We start from the raw sequence: 24,904 nt of genomic DNA on the forward strand, positions 1-24,904 counted from the left end.
CAGGTCCGTTTTGCGGATCTCGAGGCCGACGGGCGTCGTTTGCCCCAAACAATCCGAAGGTGGAGAGGATCGATGAACAAGGTATTCAGTCTGGTATGGAGCCGTTCGCTGGGGAGGCTTGTGGTGGCGTCGGAGTTGGCGTCGGCGAATGGCAGGAAGACGGGCCGGGCGGGCCGTCTCGCCAACGCTGCGCTCGGCGCGGTGGTGCTGTCGGCGAGCTTCATGCTGGCGCCGTCCGCGCAGGCCGCCGACAGCGGCGACCAGGCCTGTACCGTCAATCTCCCCGGCCAAACCGGCGTGGTGGTGGATTGCGCGCAGCTGCAGCACCTGGTGGCGAACACGCTGGGGACCGATGCCAGCCCTTACTTCGCCGCAGACGGCGCCGGCGACGGCAGTGACGCCGCCATTGCATCGGGGGCCGGGAGTGTCGCCGCCGGCGCCGGCGCATTGGCCGTCGGTGACCAATCCACGGCGACGGGCTTCAACAGCCAGGCGCTGGAAATGGCCACCACGGCAGTGGGCGGCCAGACCGTCGCCAACCAGTGGTTCGCGACGGCGATCGGCTACGGGTCGCAGGCCACCGGCTACAGCAGCGTGGCGCTGGGCGAAAACGTCCTGGCCACGGGCGAAATGAGCGTGGCCATCGGCAACAGCTGGGCCGGGATGATGCAGACCCAGTCCAACGGCAACATGTCGGTGGCGATCGGCTCGGCTGCGGCGACCTGGGACAACTACGGCGTGGCCGTGGGCTCGCTGGCCGGTGCGAACACCGAGTACGCCACCTCGGTGGGCGCGATGTCGGCCGCGATCGGCCTGCAATCGACGGCGCTGGGGGCCGCGGCGATGGCCGAGGCGGACGAAAGCGTTGCCATCGGCTACTACTCACACGCATCGGGAGCGAACAGCGTGGCGCTGGGCAATGGATCGGTGGCCAGCCGCGACAACACGGTGTCGATGGGTGCGGCCGGCAACGAGCGCCAGGTCATCAACGTCGCCGCGGGTACCGAAGACACCGACGCAGTGAACAAGGCGCAGCTCGACGAGCTGGGCGACAGCATCGGCGACGCCAACGACTACCTTTCGGTGAACGGGCTGGGTGACGGCAGCGATGCCGCCTTCGCCTTCGGCGACAACGCCAGCGCGGTCGGCCCGAACGCGATCGCCGGCGGCATCGAGAGCACCGCACTCGGTTACCAGAGCGCCGCCGAGGGCGACTACTCCGTCGCCACCGGCAGCGGCAGCCTGGCGCTGGGTACCGGCGCGCTGGCGCTGGGCACGGGCACCTCGGCGCAGGGCGAATTCAGCAGCGCCGTCGGCTACGGGGCCATCGCCAGCGGCGAGTACGGCAGCGCGTTCGGTACCGACGCGGTCGCCGCGTCTTTCGGCCTCGCCGGTGGTTACCTCTCGAACGCCGCCGGGTTCGGCAGCGTCGCGCTCGGATCGAACGCGCAGGCCCTGGGCGAGTACGGCATCGCGATGGGCATCGATGCGCGCGCAGATGCAGCCGCCTCGATCGCCATCGGTATCCAGACCAATCCCTGGGAGCCGAGTGGATTCAGGAGCATCGCACTGGGTGGCATGGCGGGTGCGTCCGGCCAGGACGCGGTCGCGCTCGGCACCCTGTCGCAGGCGGGTGGCGACAGCGCGATCGCGCTCGGCGCCACGATGACCTGCATGGGGGTCATGTGCATCGAACAGAACACCGGCGCATGGGGCACGAACAGCGTCGCGGTGGGGGCCGGCGCCAACGCCCAGAATGACCTGAGCACGGCCGTGGGCGGCGGCGCCCAGGCGAACGGCATCGAATCCGTCGCGCTGGGGTCGTACGCGCAGACCTGGGGCGATTACGGCATCGCCATCGGCACCAACGCCCAGGCGATGGGCGCGAGCTCCGTGGTCCTGGGTGCGAACGCCTATGCGATGGGCGCAAATTCGGTGGCGATCGGCTCCGACTCGGTCACGTCGCGCGACGACGCCGTGACCGTGGGCAACGAGTGGACGGGCATGACCCGCCAGATCACCGGCGTCACTGCTGGCGAGCTGTCAGCGGAGAGCGTCGACGTGGTGAACGGCGCGCAGCTGTTCGCGACCAACCAGCGGGTGAGCGACATCGAGGGCCTGATCGGCGACATCGAAGGGGTGACCAACGCGGTGACCTACGACGACGACGCGCAGGCGACGATCTCGCTCGCGGGCGAGGACGGGACCACGATCACCAACCTGGCCGCCGGCGCGGTCGGGGCGTCGAGCACGGACGCGGTCAACGGCGCGCAGCTGTTCGATGCGCTGGAGTCCACCGCGGCCGCGCTGGGCGGCGGTGCCGGGGTGACCGCGCAGGGCATCCTGTCGGCGCCGAGCTTCATGATCCAGGGCAGCAGCTATAACAACGTCGGGTCGGCGTTCGGGGCGATCGACAGCCTGCTGACCGGGTTCAACGGCCGGCTCGATGCCCTGGAGGCCGGCGGCGGCGGCGGCGGCGGCGGGGACTGGCCGCAGGGCACCGGCGACGGGCTGGCGGTCGGCGCGGGCAGCCACGCCGAGGCCCCCAACGACACTGCGGTGGGCAGCGGCGCCACGGTCACCGGCGAAGGCGGCACGGCGATCGGCCAGGGCGCCACGGCGACCGGGGACGGTGCGGTGGCCTTGGGCCAGGGCTCGGTGGCCGACGAGGCGAACACGGTCTCTGTGGGCAGCGCCGACAACCAGCGGCGGATCACCAACGTCGCGGCGGGGGTGAACGCCACGGATGCCGCCAACGTCGGGCAGATGCAGGCGGGCGACGCGGCGACGCTGGCCTCGGCCAACGGCTACACCGACACCGTGGCCACGCAGACGCTGAACTCGGCCAATGCCTATACCGACAGCCGGTTCGCGGCATTCGACGACCGCTTCGAGGCGCTGGGCAACGAGCTCGGGCAGCGGCTGAGCCATCAGGACCGGCGCATCGACCGCCAGGGTGCGATGAGCGCGGCGATGCTGAACATGGCGATGGGCACGGCCGGGATCCGCACCGACAACCGGCTCGGCGTGGGCGTCGGCTACCAGGGCGGCGAGGCGGCCATGTCGATCGGCTACCAGCGCGCCCTGAGCGAAAGGGCCGCGATCAATATCGGTGGTGCCGTCAGCGGTGGCGACAGCTCCATCGGCATCGGTGCCGGCTTCGGCTGGTAACGGCAGTGCACCGCCGGCATGTGCCGGCGGTGCTACACAGGGATCGGTCTGGAGTGGGCCGCTGCGATCCTGGCGGCCGCGGGCCGGAGTCGCCTCAGCCGCTGCAGCCACCGCAGCAGACCGAGGGCTGCTGCTCGACCTCGCCGGGTTCCACCGCACCCCCGACCTCGTTGAGCAGGGCCATCAGCTGCGCGGCGTCGATCGCCGCGTTCACGCGCAGGCCGTGCGCGGGATCGATGTCGACCACCGCGGACGGGTCGAAGGCGAGCAGCGCGTCCTCGATCACCGCCAGCGGCGGCATCGGGCGCGACGCGCGGACATGGAATTCCATCGTCGTCTCCTGCCGGGCGGCGCGCGCAGGCGCCGATGGCCCCATCCTCCGCCCGCGGCCGCGGGCGTGCGCTGACCCAGGTCAAGCGCGACGAAGCCGTTCAGGGCCAGGCGCATCCGCTCAGTCGGCCAGCACCTCGTGCGCGTCGACCACATCCACGTCCGCCATCTGCCTCGCCCACTGGTCGTACCAGGGCTTGTGCGAAGCACCGACGATGTTGAGGACCCGGACGCCGGGTTCGCTCGAAATCGCCTCGCGGATGTTCGCGACCATGCGCAGATTGCGCGTTTCCCACCAGCCACCGTAGTGGCGGCCGTACTGCTGCGCAGACGCGTCGGCGAACGCACCGCCGAAGTCCGCCTGCACCTGCCGGTCCTGCGCCCCCGCGGCGTTCATGTCGCGGTACAACGCCAGCAGGCTCTGGTCGTCATCCACCGCGGCCACCCGCTCGGCCGCAGCCTTGCGGAACGGCAGCTCGGCCAGGCGCCCGAAGCGCGCGAGCTGCCACGCGTTGAAGCCGTCCTCATCGCCGTAATCGATCCCGTAGGCGGTGTGGTCGTCGACCGCATGCACCCGCTCCAGGCCCGCCGCGGCCGCGACCGCGGCGCCAATCTCGTAGTCCTCGCTCATCCGTCCCGCACTGCGGTCGAGCACCTTGATCGCCTCGGCGGTGAGGCCGTCGCCCTCGCGGCGCTCGTCCGGCGGCAGCCGCAGCCACTGCACCAGCGCCGACGGTCGCTCGCCCGCCGCGAGGAACAGCATCGCCAGATGGCGGCGCTGCCCCGCCGAGGGCGAGTCCGGCCAGTCCGACAACTGCTTGCGCACCTCGGCATCGGCCTGCGGCTGCGACATCTCCAGCGCGCGCTGGAAGCCGCCGGCGTCGGCACAGTAGTGGTCATGGACCGCCGCGTAACGCTGCGGCGTGGCCCGCATCATTTCGCACTGTGCACCCGACAGGCGTTCGATGGTGACCATGCCGGGCTTCCAGTCCACCAGCTTCGCGTTCAGGGGCGGCAGCCACTCGCGCTTCCAGCCCTCGTGGGCGGAGAGGTGCACGCTGCCGAGGTTCATCATCTCGGTGCGTGGGCCGCCCACCGCGGGCTGCACGCCCAGGGGCGGGGTGAACTGCGCGTGCGCGGGCGCGACCGACGCGACGGCGGCCAGCAGGATCAGTGCAGGAATCTTCATGGCACTCGTGAGGTGGCGGATGGGCCACCATCCTTGTCGCCATGCGCGGCGCGCTCAACCATCGATCGTCACGGTGCCGATCGGCCCGCTCCCGCACCGGCGCATGACCGCGCCAGCACGGCCCGATACGCTCGTCAGGCCAGCGATTCGACGTGCGCGATCATCCGTTTCCGGGCCGCCTCGTCGGGCAGGCGCCCCGTCGCGGCGCCCAGGTTGTCGATCACGTTGCGCACCTGGCTGGTGGCCGGCGTGGCCACCGTGACCGCCGGGTGCGAGACCACGAACTTCAGGAAGAACTGGCCCCAGGTGGCGATGTCGTACTCCGCCGCCCAGTCCGGCAGCGCCTGGCCTTCGACCGTCTGCCACAACCGCCTGCGCCCGAAGGGCGCGTACACCAGCACGCCGATGCCATGCTCCTGTGCCAGCGGGAAGATGCGCTCTTCCATCGCACGGTTGTCGACCGCGTAATCCACGCCGATGAAATCGAGCGCCTTGTCGCGCATGAGCGGCTCCAGCTCCGCGTAGCGGCCCTCCGAAGTGTTGGTCGCGCCGATATAGCGGATGCGTCCGGCCTCGCGGGCCTCGCGGAGGATGCCGAGCTGGGTCGGCACGTCGCCCATGTTGTGCACCTGCACCAGGTCGATCGGCGACTTGCCCACGCGCGCGAACGACTGCTCCAGCTGCGCGCGCGCGGCCGCCGGATCCGCCGCACCGCCGCCTCTGCCGGCGACGTTGAGCTTGGTGGCCCAGAACAGCCTGTCGCCAAGGCCCGCCTCCTGGGCGACCCGGCCGGCCACCTCTTCCGACGCGCCGTAGCTGGGCGCGGTGTCGAACACGCTGCCGCCGTGGCCGACCAGCGCCTCGAGGATCCCGCGGATGCGCGCGGCATCCCCTTCGCCGGCGATGCGCGAGAACGAGGCCGAACTGCCCAGGCCCACCACCGGCAGCTGCTCGCTGGTGCCTGGAATCACGCGATTGATCACCGCGCGCGGACTGTCGTCGGCAAGCAGCAACTTGGGATTGATCGCCAGGACCACGCCCGCCAGGGCGGACAGCTTCAGGTAGTCGCGTCGGGTGATCATGCGCGGGGCCTCAAGGTCACCTGCAGGTTTTTACCACAGCAATGCTGTCACAGGCCTTGAATAACGAGTGGCTAACGTCAGCGCCTCCCCCTCGCGCTGCGCAGCAGACCGCACCAGACGCGGTGTCCTGATGCACGCCCCAGGCGACGCCCCATGGATACCAATCGCAATCGCATCGCAGCCTGGGTCGCCGAGGAGGTCCTTCCGCACGAAGCCGAGGTCCGCAGCTGGCTGATCCGCCACTGGCGCTCGGTGCTCGACATTGATGACGTGATCCAGGAAGCCTACTGCCGGATCTCCGAGCTCGACTCGGTGGAGCACATCCGCAACGGCCGCTCCTACTTCTTCACCACCGCCCGTGCGGTCGCCATCGATACGGTCCGCTCCGCCAGGCACAAGAATTCCGTCTCGATGACGGAAACCGAGTGGCTGTACGTCATGGATGAAGGTCCATTGCCGGACCGTTCCGCCGAGTCCGGCCAGACGCTGGAACAGATGGCGGAACTCCTGTCGCGCCTATCCTGGACCTGTCGGCAGGTGATAGAACTGCGCCGGATACACGGATTGTCGCAGGCGGAAACAGCGCGCCAGTTGGGCGTCAGCGAGAACGTTGTCGAAAACCACATCGTGCGCGGCATCAGACACCTGCTGAAGGCGATATCGGAGCAGGAAGCACACGGTACAAGCGAAGGTGAACACGGTTGGAGCACCCCCACTCAAACAGGCAGTCGGAAGAAGAGGCAGCGAGGTGGGCGGTCCGTCTGAACCATGGGCAGATGACAGACCGGCGTCGCGCCGAGATGGAGGCCTGGCTGCGGGCGGACCGTCGTCGCCAGGGCGCCCTGTTGCGAGCCCAGGCGGCGCTCCACGCGATCGAGACCGCGGTGGTGCGCGGCCCCTCCGTGCTTGCGTCCGGCAACGACGCGGATTACGGACAGGCAAGGCCATCGCCCCCCCGGCGCCACCGACTGGCCATCGGCGCGATCGCGGCATGCCTTCTGGCCCTGATCGTCGTGGCGCCGGCCCGCTTCTGGCCGACCACGCCGGATCCCATCGTCACCCGCGACGCCCTCAACCTGTCGGATGGCAGCATCGTCACCCTCGGTGACGGCGCGAATGTCACCGTCCAGATGACGGACCACGCCCGCACCGTGACGCTGGAAAGCAGTGAAGCCGTCTTCAACGTGGCCAAGGATGCGAAGCGCCCGTTCGTGGTCCGCTCCGGCGAGGTGTTCGCCCAGGCGGTGGGCACCGTCTACTCGGTCACACGGGTCGGCAGCAGGGGCGCGCTGGTGAACGTGTCGGAGGGCAGCGTGCTGGTCTGGGCCGACGGCGAGGCCGACCGGGGCATCGTGCTGAACGCCGGCGACCAGCTGACGCTGGACCCCGACGCGTCCATGCCGCAGGCACGGGACCCCGGGCAGATCTCACTGGACAACGAGTCGATCCTGGCCGCGTCGAAACGATTCAATCGCGTCAACCGCATCCAGATCGTGGTGGAGGACCCGGCCGTCGGCGACGTCAGGATCGTGGGGCTGTTCAAGGCGAACGACCCGGAACAGTTCGCACAGGCCGCAGCGGTCATTGCCGGTGCGCAGGTCACCCACCGGGACGGCCGGATCGTTCTTCAGACCAGGGGATCGCCTGTCATAAAAAATTAATCCGCCAGCGTGAAGGAAACCGCCGGGTGCGCCGTCATCAAAGGGGTACGTCCTCCCAACAGGAACCCCACGCAGTGCGCCCTACCTCCTCCCGCTTGGCCATCTCGATCGCCGCCGCCGTGGTTGCGATCTCACTTTCAGCCCCCCTGCATGCACAGGACCAGGTGCATGAGTTCCACGTTCAACGGCAGGATGCGTCGAGCGGAATCCGCGAGTTCGCGCAGCAGGCCGGAATCCAGGTCATCGTATCCGGCGACGACGCACAGGACCGCATCGTCAATGGCGTGTCGGGAACGCTGCCACCGCGCGCCGCACTCGACCGGCTGATCGCGGGAACGGGCCTGGCGGTTCGCTCGTTCGACAACAACGTCGTGGTCCTGGGCCCGGAAACCCCTGCGGCACCGGGCGCCACCGAGGCGCCCGGGGACGAGGTTTCAACGCTCTCCAACATGGTGGTCACCGGCTCGCGCATCGCGCGGCCGGAGCTGGAATCGTCGATGCCCATCGGGGTGATCGACATGGACCGTGCCATGAGCCAGGGCAAGACCACGCTGTACGAAACCGTATTGCAGGACGTCGCGGTCGGTCCCGGCAACGGCCCCTACAACAGCTCGCCCGAAGGCCAGTACGACGGCGGCATGGCGACCATCGAACTGCGCAACATGGGCGTCGCCCGCTCGCTGACGCTGGTCGACGGGCGTCGTCGCGTGTCCAGCGGCCAGTCCTCGTCGGCGGTCGACATCAACATGATTCCCGCCGCAATGGTCGACCGCGTCGAGATCATCACCGGCGGCGCGGCCGCGGTCTACGGCGCGGATGCCGTGACCGGCGCAGCCAACATCATCACCCGGAAGGATTTCGAAGGGCTTGAATTCTCGGCAACCACCGGCACCACCCAGGACGGCGGTGGCGACAAGACCCAGTTCTCGATCGTGGCCGGCACCAGCTTCGCCGACGGGCGCGGCTCCATGATGTTCGGCGGCACCTGGGCGAAGAACGACCCCATCCACGTCTATGACCGCTATGCGAAGGACGAGAACCTCAGCTATCAGGCCAACCCGGAAAACACCGGACCCGACGATGGCATCCCCGACCGCATCATCCGTTACAACACCACCAACATGTACCTGCAGCCGGTCCCGACCATCTTCGTCGGCGGGGACACGTATCTGTTGAACCCGGACGGCTCGGCCTACGTGGGCGCCTACAACACCTGCCATGCCGGCTGCGGCACCTCGCGCGATGGCGGCGATGGCGGCATGCCGCAGAGCCAGCATTGGAGCGACTTCATGATCGCGCCGATCGAAAACGCGTCCCTCATGGGTCATCTCAACTATCAGTTGACCGACCGGGTGAACTTCGGCCTGAACTTCGACTACGGCCGCTCCAAGTACGACGCCTACCGCCGCCCGTATCGCGACGACGACCGCCTGACCTGGATCAACGGGGCCGGTGGCGCGGTTGCCTACCTGGACAATCCGTTCCTGCCCGACTCCTTCCGCGACGTCATGCTGGCCAATGGCCTGGAGTCGACTGTCGTGCAGCGCAGCTATGAAAACTTCGGCCAGATGACCGATCACAGCGACCGCCAGACCTTCAACATCGGCGCCGCGTTCGACGGCGAGATTGCCGGCGGATTCCAATGGGAAGCGTTCTGGCAGCACGGCCGCAGCACCAATGACATCCACGCCAACAACGTGCCGATGGCCTCGCGCCTGCTCGCCGCGCGCGACGTGATCGCCGATGAGGACGGCATTCCGGTGTGCCGCGATGAGGCCGCCCGCGCACTCGGCTGCGTGCCGCTCGACGTCTTCAGCACTGAAGAACTCAGCCCGGAACTGCGCGACTGGATGATGGCCACGCGCCGCAAGCACCGCGAACAGAGGCAGACGATCTTCGGCGGCAGCCTGGCCGGCAACCTGTTCTCCCTGCCGGCCGGCGAAGTGCAGGCGGTTCTCGGCTTCGAACACCGCAAGGAATCCATCTACAACGTCGACGACAACGGGGCCGCGCCGCCGGCCAACGAACTGTCGCACCTGGGCACCTGGGCGCCCTACGAGCCGGAACTTTCAGCGTCCAACGACGTGTCCGAGATCTATGCGGAGCTGGTGGTGCCCGTGCTGAAGGACCTGCCCTTCGCGCACCGCCTGACCCTGGAAGGCGCGTACCGCCATTCGGACTACAGCGACTTCGATTCCACCAACACCTGGAAGCTGGGGGCGAGCTGGGCACCGATCGAGAGCCTGACCTTCCGCGCCACCAAGTCCAGGAGCGTGCGCGTTCCCAACTTCGGCGAGCTGTACTCCTCGCGCGCCGTGCAGGAAATCGGCGTGCGCGATGCGTGCCTTGAAACCAGTTACCAGGCCAACCCGACCCGCATGGCCAACTGCGCGGCACTGATGCAGCAACTGGGCGTCGACACGCCCTACCTGCCCAGCGAAATCGGCACCGGCTACGTCATCACCGGCGGCAGCCAGGACGTCACCCCGGAGATCTCCGACAGCGTCAGCGCGGGCCTGGTCTGGCAGCCGCTGTTCGTGCGCAACCTGGACGTGACCCTGGACTACTGGAACATCAAGCTCGACAACATGATCACCGCGGTCTCGCAGCAGAACATCCTGAACCTGTGCATGGACCTGCCCAGCATCGACAACCAGTTCTGCGACCGCGTCACCCGTGATTCGCGCGGTTATGCCGAAGGCGTCGATACCAGCTTCATGAACGTGTCCGAATCCGAGGCCAAGGGCATCGACCTCGGCGCGAACTACCGCTTCGACCTCGGCCCCGGCCGGCTGAGCATGGGCCTGCGCGCCAGCTATTTGCTCACGTACGAAACCACCACCCTGCCGGGCGTGGCCACCAGCCGGATCATCTACGACGGCGGTTACCAGAACCCGGACTTCCGCGGCAACCTGTCCCTGAACTACGACATCGGCGACTGGGAAATCGGCCTGAACAACCGCTACTGGGGCAAGTCGGTCAACTACACCAACGTGTCCGACGAGGCCTACGAAGGAAACAGGCTCCCGGCAAGGCTCTACAACGACCTGACCGTCGGCTGGCACATGAACGAGCGCGCCACCTTCCGCGTGGGCATCAACAACCTGTTCGACACCCAGGTGCCGTACCGGCCGCGCATCTTCAAGGGCGGCGGTGGCGTTTACGACGTCTACGGCCGCTACTTCTACGTCAACGCGAAGTTCAGCTTCTGATGGCGCGTCGACAGACGCGTGGAAGCCTGCCGCGAACCACCGAAATCCGCCATGCGACGTGGCGCGAAATGATCGACACCGGAGTGAGCATGATCCTGACCGACAACCCGAAAGAACTGGCGCGCCTGCTGCAGGCCGAATATGCGGACCGCCGCGGAGATGCCAAATGATGCGCGCAGACGCCTGGACGCTGTCCGCCTGCCTTGCCGTGGCGCTGTCGGCCTGCACCACGGCGGAACCGGCCGCGCCGGAGGTACTCGTCCAGCCGGCCGTCGCCGCCCACCGCGGCGGAGCGATGCATCGCCCCGAGAACACCATCAGCGCGTTCGACCACGCCATCGCGCTGGACGTCGACGTACTGGAGCTCGATATGGTGATGACGGTCGACGACCAGCTGATCGTGCATCACGACGCCACCATCAATCCCGACATCTGCACTCCCGACCCGGGCTCGGACGTGGTGGCCGGACCGGTCCGCGGCCTGACCCTCGAGCAGACCCGACAGTTCGACTGCGGAACGAAGGTGCGCGACATCTATGCCGTGGAAGGCCACAAGGCGGTGCCGGGTGCGCGCATCCCCACGGTGGATGAAGTCCTGCAGCGCTACCGGAAGGAGGACGTCACCTTCTATGGCGAGACCAAGGTGCCCAAGTCCATGCCGGGCGTGACCGATGTGGATCCGGTGGCATTCGCAACCTTGGTGGAAGCGGCAGTGCGCCAGAACGGGCTGGAAGACAGGTTCATCCTGCAATCGTCCGACTACCGCACCATCGACGCCCTGCACGCGATCAACCCGCGCATCCGCACCTGCCTGCTGGGTGCGCACAATTGGGGCCATCGCGATTTCCTGGCGACGCTGCAACAGCACCATGCCACCTGCATCCTGCTGCGCGACTCCATCGCCGACAGGGACGACGTGAAGGCACTGCAGGCTGCCGGCGTGCAGGTCTATTCGGAAGTCGTCGACACACCTGACGCCTGGCGCAAGTACCTCGATCTCGGCGTGGATGTCCTCTTCACCAACCACCCGGAAGGCGCGATCGAGTTCGTGGAGCAGCAGCAGTAGCAGTAGCAGGGTTTCGGCAGCAAGTCTTCATCGCAACTCGCAGCGGCAGGGAGCAATCCTTGCCGCTGTTCTTCTACGGCATGGACGCGTGCCGCCGGGCGATCAGCCTTGGCCGCTGCGCCGCCATGCCAGGCAACGGTTGTTCGCCGGCATGGCCACATCGGCCAGGAGCATGAGTCCCGCATCGGCCGCGAGGGCATCCACCACCTCGAAGTCGCGGATGCCCGAACGCGGGTCGCGCGCCTTCAGCCAGGCGTCGAAGTCGCGGTTGCTTTCGCTGCTGTAGGCGCCGGCGTAGTTGAACGGGCCGTAGGCCACCAGCGTGCCGCCTGGTGCGCCTGCGAGCACCTGCCCGACGCCGTGGAAGAACGCCTCCACCGCGTCAACGCCCATGATGTGCAGGGAATTGGCGGTGAACACCGCATCGGCATCGACCGCCGGCCAGGGCGACTGCAGCGCGTCGAGCGCCAGCGGCGGCGGCGTGTTGGGCAGGTTCGCTTCGTCCAGCCAGGCGCGGATGCCGGGCAGGCTGTCGGCGACATCGGAGGTCTGCCAGGTAAGCCACGGCATCGCAGCCGCGAAGTGCACCGCGTGCTGGCCGGTGCCGCTGGCGATTTCAAGCACGCGGCTGCGGCCGGCGAAGTGCTCGAGCAGCACCGCGAGGATGGGCTCGCGATTGCGGTCACAGGAAGGTGCATGGGGTTTGGCAGTGGCGTGGCTCATGGCGGTGTCCGGCTTCGGTGTCTGCAGCATACAAATCGCACTGCGGCGGCGCTCGCCGCTCGGCATCCGTGCGCGGCGCCGTCACAATGGCGTTCGTAAATGCACGGGCAGGCGTTGGACATGCGGATTGGAATCGATTTCGGCACGAGCTATTCGGCCGCGGGCGCCGTGGTGGACGGCCAGGTGCAGCTGATCCGCTTCGGCGACCAGGAGCAGTTCCGCACCACGGCGTTCTTTCCGCAGCGGCTGCCGGACCTGCAGAAGTTCGAGCTGACCGATGCGCTGCAGGACGAGGTGGCGCGCTGGATGACCAGCGCCAAGGGCGAGCAGACCCGCGAAATGGCGCGCCTCGAACGCCTGCGGCAAGCGGCCATGGCGCAGCCGGCGCACCTGCGCGCCGACGCGCTCGCCCAGGTGCCCACGCTGCGCATGCGCAGCGATATCGAGATCCGCCGCGCGGCGATCGCCGCCGTGCGCCGCAACTGGGCCGCCGCCGAAGTGCGCGAGGCGATGGACGCCAAGGCCGACCTCGACGACGCGCTGTACGGCGACGAAGCGGTCGATGCCTTCCTGTCCGCCGGCGAGGGCCACCTGGTGGTCTCGCCGAAATCGATGCTCGGCTACAAGCTCGAGGCGCACGCGCGCGACGTGCTGCTGGGTATCGCCACCCACGTGCTGCGCCACATCCGCAGCACCGCCTCCGCGCAGCTCGGCGCCGACGTGCGCTCGGCGGTCATGGGCCGTCCGGTGCGCTTCCGCAGCTCGATGCAGGAGGGCGGTGGCGTGCAGGCGCTGGAGATCCTCACCGACGCCGCGCATGCAGCCGGATTCGAGGCCGTCGAATTCCTGGAAGAACCGGCCGCGGCCGCCTATGACTTCCACCGCCGCAGCCAGCGCGCGTGCCGCACGATGATCCTCGACATCGGCGGCGGCACGACCGACATGGCGCTGGCGCTGGTGGGCGGCGATGCGCCGGCACCGGTGATCCACGGGGCCTGGGGCGAGCCGGTCGGCGGTACCGACGTGGACCTGGAACTGAGCATGCGCGGGGTGATGCCGCTGTTCGGCAAGAACATCACCCGCACGCCCGTGCACCGCTTCTACGAGGCGTCGCACGTGCAGGACCTGCAGCGCCAAGGCAACTTCCGCAACGCGGTGTTCGACGAGGTGGAGGCGCCCTACGGCGCGCGCCTGATGGCGCTGCAGCAGGCCGGCCACACCGTGCGCCTGAACCGCGCGGTCGAGCGGGCCAAGATCGAACTGAGCGGCACCGGGCGCGTGGACATCGACCTCGACTACATCGAGCCGGGCCTGGCCTGCGCGATCGACCACGCGCACCTCGAGGCCGCCGCCGAGCGGCCGTTCCTCACCCAGCTGCGCGCGCTCATGCGCGAGGCCAGCGCTGGCGCGATCGAGGTGCCGGAAGTGATCTACCTCACCGGCGGCATGTCGCGCTCGCCCTACGTGCCGGCACTGGTGGGCGAGGTGTTCCCGGGCGTGGAGATCGTGCGCGGCGACGCGTCGCTGGGCGTGGTGACCGGGCTCGCGCGCGCGGCTGCTGCCTGAGCCCTCAGTCGCGCGGGGAGCCCTGCGCGCGTTGCGACGCACTCGCCTCACGCGCTCCGCGGAACTCGCTGTCGGCATCCCACTCCGGCCAGCCGGCCGAACCCGCGACTTCACGCACCAGCCGCAGCACCACTTCGGTATCCGCGACCGGCCCGCGCATGTCCCAGCCGTCATCGAAGTCGTCGCCGGGCTGGTGGTAGCGCTTGGCGAAGTAGTCCGCGCGCGCAGCCATGCCGCCGGCCACGCCGCCATCGACCTGGTCCATGCCCGGTCCCACGGTGATGGCGGGCACGCCGGCCTGCGCAAACGCGAAATGGTCGGCGCGGTAGAAGAAGCCGGCCTCGAGGTTCGGGTCGCTGGAATACGTGCGCCCTTCGGCCTCTGCCGCCGCTTGCAGGTCACGCTCCAGCGAGACCTTGCCCAGGCCCCAGCTCGAGATGTCGCGCGTCGGCCCGTCGGGGCTCCACATCTCCATATTGATCGCCGCGGCCGTCGTGGCCAGCGGGCGCAGCGGCTTGGCGGCGTAGTACGTCGCGCCCAGCAGCCCGCTTTCCTCGGCGGTCAGCGCGATGAACAGCACGCTGCGCGCCGGCGGCGGCCCTTCGGCCATTACCCGCGCGATCTCGATCATCGACGCGATCGCGGTCGCGTTGTCGACCGCGCCGTTGATGATCGCGTCGCCGCTGTCGTCGGGATCACCGATGCCGAAGCTGTCCCAGTGCCCGGAGACAATCACGGTCTCGTCGGCGCGGTCGTCGCCGGGAAGCAGCCCCACCACGTTGCGGCTGGTGATGCGGTTGCGCTCGACATCGAACGCCGCCGAGAACGTCGCATCACCCAGCGCGCGCGCCCGGAAGCCGTGCTGCTGCGCTTCACGCTTCGCCTCATCGAACGACAGCCCCGCGTCCGCGAACAGGCGCTCGGCCGTCGCGCGCTGGATCCAGCCACGTACCGGCAGGTGATGCGCGGCCGCGTCGTCGCGCACGATGTCGAACTGCGGCGCCAGGCGCCCGTTGCGCACCGTCGCCCATGGATACGCCGCCGGTTCGGTCTCGTGCACGATCAGCACGCCCGCAGCGCCGCGCTTCGCCGCCTCGATGTACTTGTAGGCCCAGCGCCCGTACCACGTCATCGCAGGGCCGCCGAAGCGCCCGGGCTCCGTTTCGAAGTCGGGATCGTTGACCAGCACCACCACGACCTTGCCGCGCACGTCGAGGCCGGCGTAGTCGTCCCAGTCCAGCTCCGGCGCGGTGATGCCGTAGCCGGCGAACACCAGCGGCACGTCGCGCAGGTCCACGCGGCCCGACGGATGCAACGTCTCCAGCGCGATGTCCTCGGCGTTGGCCAGGTCCCACACCGCGTCGCCGATCGTGAACGACGACGTCACCGGACCCGCGATCTGTGTCCGCTCCAGCGTGACGGCCTGCATCCAGCCGCCCGCGTCGCCCGCGGGCTCGAGACCCGCCGCCGCGAACTGTTCGCTGATGTAGGCCACCGTCTTCTCTTCGCCGGGCGTGTCCGGCGCGCGGCCTGCGAACGCGTCGGAGGCCAGCATGCGCAGATGCGCGGCAAGCCTGTCGCTGCTGATCGCCCCCGGCGCCATCGCCGCAGGCTGTGCCACGCCCGCGCCCGCGCCCTCGTCCGCCGCGGGCGGCGCATCGCCGCTGCAAGCGCCAAGGAGCAGGCCCGCGAACATCGCACCCAACAATCGCACCATGGGAATCATCCGGTTCGGCAACGGCACCATTCTGTCGCATGCGGTTCCGTGACGGACCGCCCTTGCCCGCCGAAACCAGCCGGCGCACGCTTCGGACCACCTCCGGCCCCGCAATCGCGGCTCCGCCCCGCACGATCTGCAAGGACACCCCGATGCCCCTCGCACTCTACGGCCACCCCTTCTCGTCCTACACCCAGAAGGTCCTCATCGCCCTCTACGAGAACGGCACCGCGTTCGAGTTCCGCACCATCGGCCCGGACACGCCGGAGCACACCGCCGACTGGTTGCAGCGCTGGCCCCTGCGCAAGTTCCCGCTGCTGGTCGACGGCGACCGGCAGCTCGTCGAGACCAGCATCATCATCGAGTACCTGCAGCTATCCCATCCCGGCCCCGCGCGCCTCATCCCCGCCGACCCGATGGCCGCGCTCGACGTCCGCTTCCTCGACCGCTTCTTCGACCTCCACGTCATGGACGCCATGCAGATCGCGGTCGAAGCCGCCCTCGGCCGCCTGCCCGTGCCGCCCGAAGCAGGCCTCGACATCGCCCGCGAACGCCTGGACCGCGCCTATGCCTGGCTGGATGGACACCTGGCAGGCCGGACCTGGGCCACCGGGCCCGACTTCACCCTCGCCGACTGCGCGGCCGCTCCGTCGCTCTTCTACGCCGACTGGACCCACCCGATCCCCGACGCCTTCCCCACGCTCCGCGCGTACCGCGCCCGGCTGCTCGCCCACCCCTCCATCGCGCGTGCGGTCGACGAAGCCCGGCCCTACCGCCCGCTCTTCCCGCTCGGGGCCCCCGACCGCGACTGATGACGGTCAGGGCGTCCGCACAGCTCCTTCGCGCCGCAACGCCTCCAGGATCCGCAGTCCAGCGCGCCCATCCGCCGGCGCCATCCCCAGCCGCGCCTGCTCCTGCGCGATCGCACGCCGCGTCAGCGTGCCCACCATGCCGTCGGCCTCGCCGATCGCATGCCCGTGCGCCAGCAGCAGCGCCTGCAGTTCACGCCGCTCCGCCCGCCCGATCCCGGGATCATCCGTCGGCCACGCCTTTGCGAATCCGCCGCCGCCGCGCAGCCGGTCGGCCAGGTGCGCGATCGCCAGGGCATAGCTTTCCGCCGCGTTGTACGAATAGATCGCATCGAAGTTCTTGAACACCACGAACGCCGGCCCCGCCGCGCCCGCAGGCAGGATCACCGCCGCGCGCGCATCCGCAGCCACGCCACCGATCGCACTGCCATCTACGCGCGTCACGCCCTGTTTCACCCACTCCGACAGCGGTTTGCGATTCGTCCGACCCGCCTGCGCGGCGTTGAAGCCTTGCGGCAACGCCACCTCGTAGCCCCACGGTTCGCCGTTGCGCCAACCTGACTTTTTCAGGTAGTTCGCCGTCGATCCCAGCGCATCCGGGATGCTGCCGACCAGGTCGCGGCGCCCGTCGCCATCGAAGTCCACCGCGATCCGCTGGTAGGTGGTCGGCATGAACTGCGTATGCCCGAACGCCCCCGCCCACGAGCCGGTGATGCCCGGATCGACCAGGTCCCCGCGCGCCAGCAGCTGCAGGGTCGCGATCAGCTCGCCCTGGAAGAACGGCTGCCGTCGCCCGAAGCACGACAGCGTCGACAGCGACGTCAGCAGCGGCCGCTTGCCGAAGCTGCGCCCGTAGTCGCTCTCCACGCCCCACACCGCCACCACCGTCGCCGGGTCGACGCCGTACTCCGCCTGCACCCGCGCCAGGGTGTCGGCATGCGCGGTGAGCATGGCCAGCCCGTCGTCCACGCGCTGCCGGTCGACCAGCGCCGCCAGGTAGTCCCAGATCGGCGTGGTGAACTCGGGCTGCTGGTCGAGCAGCGGCAACACCGTCATGTCCGGCGCGAGGTCCGCGGTCAGGCGGTCGAAGCTGGCGCCGTCGACGCCCTTGGTGCCGGCTGAGCCGCGCACGCGTGCCATGCAGCCCGTGAAAGTAGCCAGCTCGGCCGCGGAGGCCACCGGCTGCGCGGGTGCCTGCGGCACCTTTGGAGCCGATGCATCAGCGGGGGCTGGCGCAGCATCATCGACTGCCGGTGTCGGCCCTGCCGGCGCAGCGGCGGGCATGGCGTCCTGCGCCAAAGCCAGTGACGCGGGCAAGGCCAACAACAGCGCTGCAAGGGCAGGGAAAAGACGCATCGCAAGCTCCGGATTCGACTCGCCGGATTGTAGGCACGCACCCACACCGCGAACCGTCACGCCGCATGAACGACATCGCGCGGCGCCCCGGCTTCACGGCCAACAGACCGCCACTGCGTTGTCATCAACCGTCCGCAACCGGAACGACCGCGATGGAAGCCCTGCACGACGGCGAACTCTGGATCCTGCTGCGCGTGGCCGCCGCGATGGCGCTGGGCGGCGTGCTCGGCATCGAACGCGAGCTCGGCCACCATTCCGCCGGCTTGCGCACGCACATGATGATCGCCGGCGCCGCGGCGCTGATCGTCGGCCTCGGCGACGTGGTCGCCCAGCACTTCGCCCAGGAGCAGTACCGCGACCTGCTGCGCATCGATCCCGGCCGACTGATCGAGGCCGTGGTCGCCGCCGTCGGCTTCGTCGGCGCCGGCGCCATCCTGCGCGCCCGCGGCAAGGAGCAGGTGCACGGCCTGACCACCGCCAGCTCGCTGCTGATGGCCGCCGCCATCGGCATCGCCGCCGGCCTCGGCAACTACCTGCTGGCGTTCGGCGCGTCGCTGCTGTGCGTGCTGGTGCTGGCCGTGTTCCGCCGCCTGGAACGCCGCATCGGCACGGCCGAACCCGGGCCCGATCCCGGCGAGGACTGAAAAACGCACGCGCCGCAGTTGCGGCATGATCCAACACCGACCGCGAGGACTCCCCAATGCACGATCACCGCCCCGCCCGCACCCTTGCCGCCCTGCTGGTGGCACCGCTGGCCTGCATGGTCGCCGCCTGCTCGACCGCGCGCGAACCCGCGGCCGACCGCCCGCCGCCCACCGTCATCGACGGTGTGAGCGGCAGCTGCGACGACAAGGCCGCCGCCGCGTTCGTCGGCCAGTCCATTACCGAAGCCGTTGCCGAGCAGGCGAAATCGGCCGCCGGCGCCCGCGGCGTGCGCGTCATCCGGCCGGGCATGGCGGTGACCATGGACTACCGCGAAGGACGCCTGAACCTGCACCTGGACGACAAGGGCGTGATCACGCGGGCCACCTGCGGCTGACGCGGGACCATGGCACGGGGGAAGGCCAGGGGAACGACACCGCGCAGCTGGATCTGGCTGGTCGCGGCCCTGTGCCTGTTCGGCATGTGGCAGGTGCTGGAGCGCGAAAGCGGCCCAGGCCTGCCACCGGCCGCGGACACGCACGCGCTGCCGGACAGCGCACCCACCCTGCCGCCGCCAGCGCGCGGCGATGGCGGCACCCGGTCCGACCCCGCACTCGCCTTCCTGCCCGCCGAGGCCCACGCCACCCTGGCCCTGATCGATCGCGGCGGCCCCTTCCCGCATCGCCAGGACGGCAGCGTGTTCCAGAACCGCGAGCGCCTGCTGCCCGAGCGCCAGCGCGGCCACTACCGCGAATACACCGTCGACACCCCCGGGCTTGGCCACCGCGGCGCCCGGCGCATCGTCACCGGCGGCGATCCGCCCGCCGAGTGGTATTACACCGCCGACCACTACCGCAGCTTCCGCGCCTTCCAGCGCAGGGACCGCCCATGATCGACATCGAACTCGGCAGCCTGCTGGCCGACGCCAGCCAGGCCGCGGCCTATTTCGTCGACATCCGTGACCGCGCGGCCCTGGTCGAAGCCGCCAACGCGCTCGACTTCACCGTTGCCGTGGCCAACCTGGCGGCCGCCGACGACAAGGACGCCCTGCTCGACCAGATCGCCGAAGCGCTGCAGTTCCCCGCCACCTTCGGCGGCAACTGGGATGCGCTCGCCGACAGCCTGGGCGACCTGTCCTGGCTGCCCGCGCCCGGCTACGTGCTGCTGCTCGACCACTGCGCCGACCTGCGCGATGCCGCGCCGGACGACTTCGCCACGCTGCTGGATATCCTGGACGAGGCCGCGACCGCCCACGCACGCGCAGGCGTGCCGTTCTGGGCGCTGCTTCCTGTGACGCCGCCCGACGCCTGAGCCGGGCTCAGTCGTCCTGGTCCTTGCGGAAGTCGACCGGCTGGCTTTCGCGCCTGGAGCTGATGCTGCCCTCGCTCCTGCGCTCGCAGTCCCGCGACACCGGCTCGCCGGGGCGATCGGGGCGGCTCACGCACATCGGATTGGCATCGACCGCGGCGTTGGTGTCGTGGTACTCGGACATGCCGGCGCAGCCGGCGAGCACGAACGCGGCGGCACAGAGGGCAAGGGCGAAGCGCATGGCGTGATTCCGTTCGAGGGTGCGGTGCCCCGCAGCGTGCATGCCGGACGCTCGGCGATCAAGGCGGTGCCGCGGATGCGGGACCGCCATGGCGGCGATACCTGCCACGAGCGGCCCGGCGGCGAACACGCCCCGAACACGCCGCGTTCACGATACTTCGCGCAGGCCCACCCCCGAGAGGACCGCCGCGATGACGCGACTGCTACCCGCCGCCCTTGCCGCCCTGGCGCTGTCACTGAGCGCCTGCAGCGACCCGAGCGAAGCCTACACACCGGTGGACGAACTGCCGTCGGCAAACGTGCCCGCTGCAGGCACCACGGACCCCGCGCCCCTGTCGGAGGCGGAGCCGCTGCACGAGCTCGCGCCCGTCGATCCGCTGCCGATGCCCACCGACCCCGAAGTCCCGCCGATGGACCCGCTCCCGCCGCCCACGGACGACACCCCGCTGGACGACGCCACCCGCCCGCCGCCGGTCGACCCGACGATGGACGAAGAAGACCCGGTTACCCCCGCGGATCCCCGATAAAGCGCAGGAATTCCTGACGCGTGCGCGCGTCGTCGCGGAAGCCGCCGACCATCTTCGAGGTCACCATGCTGACGCCGCGCTTGTGCACGCCGCGGGTGGTCATGCATTCGTGGCTGGCTTCGACCACCACGCCCACGCCGCGCGGCTTCAGCACGTCCTGGATCACGTTGGCGATCTGGGCGGTCATCTTTTCCTGCACCTGGAAGCGGCGCGCATAGGCCTCGACCACGCGCGCCAGCTTGCTGATGCCCACCACCTTGCCGTCGGGCAGGTAGCCGACGTGCGCCTTGCCGATGATCGGCGCCATGTGGTGCTCGCAGTGGCTTTCGAACTGGATGTCGCGCAGCACGATCATCTCGTCGTAGCCGCAGACCTCTTCGAAGGTGCGCTCGAGGTACTCGCGCGGCTCCTCGGCATAGCCGCTGAACCAGTCGCCATAGGCGTCGACCACGCGCTTGGGCGTATCGAGCAGGCCCTCGCGCGTCGGGTTGTCGCCGGCCCAGCGCAGCAGGGTACGGACGGCCTGCTCGGCCTCGCCGCGGCCCACGCCGTTGCGCTGTTCATCATCGGGCTGGCCCATGGCGTTGCTCCTGATCCTGGACCGCACATGGTACCGCGCCGGTCATGACCATCCGCCGTGGCGGCGGGGGCGCGGCGGCCACACAATGCGGCGTTGTCCCACCCTCCCGGAGAGTCCGCAATGCGCCCAGCTTCCGCCCGCTCACCCCTCGCCATCGCCCTGGCGCTGGTCCTCCCGCTCGGCCTGGCCGCCTGCGACCGCGCCGCCACCGACACCCCGACCACCCCCACCACCACGGCCGCCCCCGCGACCGCGGAAGAGCGCGAAGCCGAGACCGCGCGCCTCAATGCCTGGTTCGAGGAGAAGTTCGAGGAGCAGATGCAGTTCAGCCCGATCCGCATGACCTTCCTCGGCCGCAAGGAGCTGTACGACCAGATCGACGACGTGTCCGATGCCGGCATCCAGAAGCGCCTGGACTGGATGGAAGCCTCGGTGAAGGAGATGGAGTCGAGCTTCGACTACGACCGCCTCGATCCCGAAGCGCAGCTGTCCTGGGACCTGTGGAAGAAGCAGTACGAGAGCGCCCGCGACGGCATGCCCTTCCTGCTCGACGGCTACGCCTTCGACCAGATGAACGGCATGCACAGCATGGCCCCGACCTTCATGATCAATTTCCACCGCGTCGACACCGAGTCCGACTACCTGGCCTATGTCTCGCGCCTGCGCGCGCTGCCGCAGGTATTCGACACCCTGGTCGAGCGCGCCGGCAAGGCCGCGGCCGACGGCATCCGCCCGCCGAAGTTCGCCTGGGAAGGCGTGATCGACCAGTCGAAGAAGGTGGTGGGCGGCGCGCCATTCGACGGCGGCGCCGACAGCGCGCTGTGGGCCGACGCCCAGGCCAAGGCCGATGCGCTGGCCAAGGCCGGCACGGTCACCCCGGAGCGCGCAGCCGAGCTGAAGGACGAGGCCCGCAAGGCCCTGCTGGAAGCGGTCAAGCCCGCCTATGACCGCCTGATCGCCTTTGGCACCGGAGAGCTGCCCAAGGCCTCGGTGAACCCCACCGGCGTCGGCCAGACCCATCCCAACGGCGCCGCGTACTACGCGTACCAGCTCCACGAAAATACCTCCACCGACATGACCGCCGACCAGATCCACGAACTCGGCCTGTCGGAAGTCGCGCGCCTGCGCGGCGAACTGGAGAAGGTGCAGGCGCAGATCGGCTTCGAGGGCGACCTGCAGGCCTTCTTCAAGCACGTCCAGGCCGACCCCTCGCGCCTGTACCCCAATACCGACGCCGGCCGCCAGGCCTATATCGACGATGCCACCGCGGCCATCGACAACATCAAGCAGTACCTGCCGCAGTACTTCGGCCTGCTGCCCAAGGCGGACCTGGTGGTGAAGCGCGTGGAGGCCTTCCGCGAGCAGGACGGCGCCGCGCAGCACTACAACCCGGCCTCGCCCGACGGCTCGCGCCCGGGCGTGTACTACGCGCACCTGTCGGACATGGACTCGATGCCCAAGACCGAGCTCGAGGTGATCGCGTACCACGAGGGCCTGCCGGGCCATCACATGCAGATCTCGATCGCGCAGGAACTCACCGGCGTGCCGACCTTCCGCACCCAGAACTTCGATACCGCCTACACCGAGGGCTGGGGCCTGTACTCGGAGTGGCTGGCGAAGGAGATGCCCGACACCTACCAGACCCCGTATTCCGAATACGGCCGCCTGATGTCCGAGATGTGGCGCGCGATCCGCCTGGTGGTCGACACCGGCATGCACGCCAAGGGCTGGACCGAGCAGCAGGCCGTGGACTACTTCCGCGCCAACAGCTCGGTGCCCGACGCCGCGATCAAGTCCGAGGTGCAGCGCTACCTGGTCAACCCCGGCCAGGCGACGGCGTACAAGGTCGGCATGATCCGGATCCAGGAGCTGCGCGCGCACGCCGAGGCCGAGCTGGGCGAAGCCTTCGACATCCGCGGCTTCCACGACGCCGTGCTGGGCGGCGGCGCGATGCCGCTGGACCTGCTGGAGCGGCGCGTGAACCGCTGGGTGGAGTCGCAGAAGGCCGGCTGATCCCCGCCGGGGACAGGCACGCCGCTCCCACACTTTTGTGGGAGCGGCTATAGCCGCGATCGCCCAAGACCCACATCCCATGCCTGCACCTGTGGGAGCGGCTATAGCCGCGATCGCACGCGATTGACGGCTGCACCCGCGATGCCTGCCATCATGTCCACATGACCACGCCCCCCGATTTCGCCTCGCTCGAGGTTCCACCCGCCCTGCTGCAGGGCGTCGAAGCCCTGGGCTTCACCACCATGACCCCGATCCAGGCGCAGGCGCTGCCCGCGATCCTGGGAGGCCGCGACGTGATCGCGCAGGCACCGACCGGCAGCGGCAAGACCGCCGCCTTCGGCCTCGGCCTGCTGCACCGGCTCGATCCCGCGCTCGGCACGACCCAGGCGCTGGTGCTGTGCCCGACGCGCGAACTGGCGGACCAGGTCGGCAAGCAGCTGCGGCGGCTGGCGCTGGGCATCCCGAACCTGAAGGTCTCGATCCTCTGCGGCGGCATCCCGCTGGGCCCGCAGCTGGCCTCGCTCACCCACGCCCCGCACGTCGTGGTCGGCACGCCCGGCCGCATCCAGGAGCTCGCCGCCAAGGGCGCGCTGTCACTGAAGTCCGTGCGCACCCTGGTGCTGGATGAAGCCGACCGCATGCTCGACATGGGCTTCGAGGACGACATCCGCGACCTGGTGAAGCGCACGCCGAAGGACCGCCAGGGCCTGCTGTTCTCGGCCACCTTCCCCGACGCGATCCGCGCGCTGGGCCAGGCCATGCTGCGCGAGCCGCTGGAGGTCAGCATCGACGGCGGCGCCCAGCCGGCCGCAATCGAACAGCTGTTCTTCGAGGCCGACCCGGCGCGCCGCGCGCCGCTGCTGGCCGCGCTGCTGCTGCGCCACAACCCGGAGTCCGCAGTGGTGTTCTGCAACACCCGTGCCGATACCCGGGACGTGGTCGGATCGCTCGAACACTACGGCTTCTCCGCGCTCGCCCTGCACGGCGACATGGAGCAGCGCGACCGCGACGAGGTGCTGCTGCAGTTCGCCAACCGCAGCTGCAGCGTGCTGGTGGCCAGCGACGTCGCCGCGCGCGGCCTGGACGTCGAAGACATCGGCGCGGTGGTGAACTACGAACTGCCCACCGACGTCGACACCTACCTGCACCGCGTCGGCCGTACCGGACGCGCCGGGCGCGCCGGTCTGGCGCTGAGCCTGGTCACGCCGCGCGAACGCCCGCGCGCGGATCTCGTCGCCGAACGCCAAGGCAAGCCCTTGCGCTGGGAAAGCGTGGCGCCGCTTTCGGGCAAGGCCACCAACGTGCCCACGCCCGCGATGGCCACGCTGCGCATCGATGCCGGCCGCGGCGACAAGCTGCGCCCGGGCGACATCGTGGGCGCACTCACCGGCGACGCCGGCCTGCACAAGGACGCGATCGGCAAGATCGACGTCTTCGCCACCCGCAGCTACGTCGCCATCGCACGCGGCAAGGCCACGCAGGCGCTCGAACGCCTGCGCGCCGGCAAGATCAAGGGGCGGAAGTTCCGGGTACAGCCGATCTAGCCACGGATCGAAACGCTGCCGGCGGGTCCGCGGCGCTCCGTGCCGCCTGCTTCGTGCAGCCATCGAGGCTGTTTTCGGGTTCATCTCCCAACTGAGGGAATGGCGCGCCATTGATCCTCTCGGGCGCCGGGTGCCAAGGCCCTTGAGTGCTCATGTCCCCCGGCGCTG

The 24,904-nt window shown here is 69.5% G+C and carries 22 protein-coding genes and 2 pseudogenes; 16 read left to right on the forward strand and 8 right to left on the reverse strand.

Going from position 1 to position 24,904, the window contains the following annotated elements; genetic code table 11:
• Positions 1-72: 72 nt before the first annotated feature.
• Both ACW5F0_RS12660 and ACW5F0_RS12665 read left to right on the forward strand, forming a co-directional pair.
• Positions 73-2,325: pseudogene (locus tag ACW5F0_RS12660) on the forward strand (ESPR-type extended signal peptide-containing protein); the annotation flags it as partial.
• A 183-nt stretch (positions 2,326-2,508) separates the two neighbouring features.
• A pseudogene (locus tag ACW5F0_RS12665) lies at positions 2,509-3,171 on the forward strand (YadA family autotransporter adhesin); the annotation flags it as partial.
• A 94-nt stretch (positions 3,172-3,265) separates the two neighbouring features.
• Here the strand turns inward: ACW5F0_RS12665 and ACW5F0_RS12670 are convergent.
• The 3 genes from ACW5F0_RS12670 to ACW5F0_RS12680 form a co-directional block, all read right to left on the reverse strand.
• Positions 3,266-3,502, reverse strand: coding sequence for a hypothetical protein (locus ACW5F0_RS12670; protein ID WP_456966042.1), 237 nt, complete (start codon positions 3,500-3,502; stop codon positions 3,266-3,268).
• 120 nt (positions 3,503-3,622) lie between these two features.
• The gene (locus tag ACW5F0_RS12675) at positions 3,623-4,690 is read right to left on the reverse strand and encodes a DUF5694 domain-containing protein (protein ID WP_456999862.1); all 1,068 of its coding nucleotides are present in this window, start codon (positions 4,688-4,690) and stop codon (positions 3,623-3,625) included.
• Between the two features lie 134 nt (positions 4,691-4,824).
• A complete protein-coding gene (locus ACW5F0_RS12680; protein WP_456999863.1) occupies positions 4,825-5,772 on the reverse strand; it encodes an aldo/keto reductase in 948 nt (315 codons plus the stop codon).
• A 153-nt stretch (positions 5,773-5,925) separates the two neighbouring features.
• Here ACW5F0_RS12680 and ACW5F0_RS12685 point away from each other — a divergent pair, with 153 nt between their 5' ends.
• From ACW5F0_RS12685 to ACW5F0_RS12705, 5 genes are all read left to right on the forward strand, one after another.
• Positions 5,926-6,537: an RNA polymerase sigma factor gene (locus ACW5F0_RS12685; RefSeq protein WP_456966039.1), complete on the forward strand. Its 612-nt coding sequence runs from the start codon at positions 5,926-5,928 to the stop codon at positions 6,535-6,537.
• Positions 6,538-6,548: 11 nt separating this feature from the next.
• Positions 6,549-7,433, forward strand: a complete 885-nt coding sequence (locus ACW5F0_RS12690) for a FecR family protein (protein ID WP_456999864.1) — start codon at positions 6,549-6,551, stop codon at positions 7,431-7,433.
• Between the two features lie 95 nt (positions 7,434-7,528).
• Entirely contained in the window at positions 7,529-10,645 is a 3,117-nt protein-coding gene (locus tag ACW5F0_RS12695) for a TonB-dependent receptor (protein WP_456999865.1), read from the forward strand.
• Positions 10,645-10,815 carry a hypothetical protein gene (locus tag ACW5F0_RS12700; protein WP_456966037.1) on the forward strand — a complete coding sequence of 57 codons (171 nt, stop codon included), beginning with the start codon at positions 10,645-10,647 and terminating at the stop codon, positions 10,813-10,815. The genes ACW5F0_RS12695 and ACW5F0_RS12700 overlap by 1 nt, the downstream gene beginning before the upstream one ends.
• A complete protein-coding gene (locus ACW5F0_RS12705; RefSeq protein ID WP_456999866.1) occupies positions 10,812-11,711 on the forward strand; it encodes a glycerophosphodiester phosphodiesterase in 900 nt (299 codons plus the stop codon). The genes ACW5F0_RS12700 and ACW5F0_RS12705 overlap by 4 nt, the downstream gene beginning before the upstream one ends.
• Positions 11,712-11,813: 102 nt before the next feature.
• Here ACW5F0_RS12705 and ACW5F0_RS12710 read toward each other — a convergent pair whose 3' ends face one another.
• On the reverse strand, positions 11,814-12,434 hold the full coding sequence (locus ACW5F0_RS12710) for a DUF938 domain-containing protein (RefSeq protein WP_456966035.1): 621 nt from the start codon (positions 12,432-12,434) through the stop codon (positions 11,814-11,816).
• Between the two features lie 120 nt (positions 12,435-12,554).
• Between ACW5F0_RS12710 and ACW5F0_RS12715 the strand changes: the two genes are divergently transcribed.
• On the forward strand, positions 12,555-14,000 hold the full coding sequence (locus tag ACW5F0_RS12715; protein WP_456966034.1) for an Hsp70 family protein: 1,446 nt from the start codon (positions 12,555-12,557) through the stop codon (positions 13,998-14,000).
• Positions 14,001-14,004: 4 nt separating this feature from the next.
• On the opposite strand, the gene ACW5F0_RS12720 is transcribed toward ACW5F0_RS12715, so the two are convergent.
• Complete coding sequence (locus tag ACW5F0_RS12720; protein WP_456999874.1) at positions 14,005-15,603, reverse strand: M28 family peptidase; 1,599 nt, start codon at positions 15,601-15,603, stop codon at positions 14,005-14,007.
• 266 nt (positions 15,604-15,869) lie between these two features.
• Between ACW5F0_RS12720 and ACW5F0_RS12725 the strand changes: the two genes are divergently transcribed.
• Positions 15,870-16,529: a glutathione S-transferase family protein gene (locus ACW5F0_RS12725; RefSeq protein WP_456966033.1), complete on the forward strand. Its 660-nt coding sequence runs from the start codon at positions 15,870-15,872 to the stop codon at positions 16,527-16,529.
• 6 nt (positions 16,530-16,535) lie between these two features.
• Here the strand turns inward: ACW5F0_RS12725 and ACW5F0_RS12730 are convergent, their stop codons facing one another.
• A complete protein-coding gene (locus ACW5F0_RS12730) occupies positions 16,536-17,729 on the reverse strand; it encodes a lytic murein transglycosylase (protein ID WP_456999867.1) in 1,194 nt (397 codons plus the stop codon).
• A 305-nt stretch (positions 17,730-18,034) separates the two neighbouring features.
• On the opposite strand from ACW5F0_RS12730, the gene ACW5F0_RS12735 reads away from it, so the two are divergent.
• The 4 genes from ACW5F0_RS12735 to ACW5F0_RS12750 are packed head-to-tail and all read left to right on the forward strand — an operon-like array spanning position 18,035 to position 19,835.
• Positions 18,035-18,526 carry an MgtC/SapB family protein gene (locus ACW5F0_RS12735; protein WP_456966031.1) on the forward strand — a complete coding sequence of 164 codons (492 nt, stop codon included), beginning with the start codon at positions 18,035-18,037 and terminating at the stop codon, positions 18,524-18,526.
• A gap of 56 nt (positions 18,527-18,582) precedes the next feature.
• Positions 18,583-18,921 (forward strand): I78 family peptidase inhibitor, encoded by a 339-nt coding sequence (locus ACW5F0_RS12740; protein WP_456966030.1) that lies wholly within the window; start codon positions 18,583-18,585, stop codon positions 18,919-18,921.
• Positions 18,922-18,930: 9 nt separating this feature from the next.
• Positions 18,931-19,416, forward strand: coding sequence for a ribonuclease domain-containing protein (locus tag ACW5F0_RS12745; protein ID WP_456966029.1), 486 nt, complete (start codon positions 18,931-18,933; stop codon positions 19,414-19,416).
• A complete protein-coding gene (locus tag ACW5F0_RS12750) occupies positions 19,413-19,835 on the forward strand; it encodes a barstar family protein (protein ID WP_456966028.1) in 423 nt (140 codons plus the stop codon). Before ACW5F0_RS12745 ends, ACW5F0_RS12750 begins: the two co-directional genes overlap by 4 nt.
• A gap of 7 nt (positions 19,836-19,842) precedes the next feature.
• On the opposite strand, the gene ACW5F0_RS12755 is transcribed toward ACW5F0_RS12750, so the two are convergent.
• On the reverse strand, positions 19,843-20,073 hold the full coding sequence (locus ACW5F0_RS12755; protein ID WP_456966027.1) for a hypothetical protein: 231 nt from the start codon (positions 20,071-20,073) through the stop codon (positions 19,843-19,845).
• 190 nt (positions 20,074-20,263) lie between these two features.
• On the opposite strand from ACW5F0_RS12755, the gene ACW5F0_RS12760 reads away from it, so the two are divergent.
• Complete coding sequence (locus ACW5F0_RS12760) at positions 20,264-20,599, forward strand: hypothetical protein (RefSeq protein ID WP_456966026.1); 336 nt, start codon at positions 20,264-20,266, stop codon at positions 20,597-20,599.
• Here ACW5F0_RS12760 and folE read toward each other — a convergent pair.
• Positions 20,577-21,179 (reverse strand): GTP cyclohydrolase I FolE, encoded by a 603-nt coding sequence (gene folE, locus ACW5F0_RS12765; protein ID WP_456966025.1) that lies wholly within the window; start codon positions 21,177-21,179, stop codon positions 20,577-20,579. The two genes, ACW5F0_RS12760 and folE, sit on opposite strands and share 23 nt — an antisense overlap.
• 120 nt (positions 21,180-21,299) lie before the next feature.
• Here folE and ACW5F0_RS12770 point away from each other — a divergent pair, with 120 nt between their 5' ends.
• Both ACW5F0_RS12770 and dbpA read left to right on the forward strand, forming a co-directional pair.
• Complete coding sequence (locus ACW5F0_RS12770) at positions 21,300-23,192, forward strand: DUF885 domain-containing protein (protein ID WP_456966024.1); 1,893 nt, start codon at positions 21,300-21,302, stop codon at positions 23,190-23,192.
• A 161-nt stretch (positions 23,193-23,353) separates the two neighbouring features.
• Positions 23,354-24,736: an ATP-dependent RNA helicase DbpA gene (gene dbpA / locus ACW5F0_RS12775; RefSeq protein WP_456966023.1), complete on the forward strand. Its 1,383-nt coding sequence runs from the start codon at positions 23,354-23,356 to the stop codon at positions 24,734-24,736.
• Positions 24,737-24,904 lie beyond the last annotated feature (168 nt).

This window comes from Luteimonas sp. A534 (assembly GCF_054072805.1).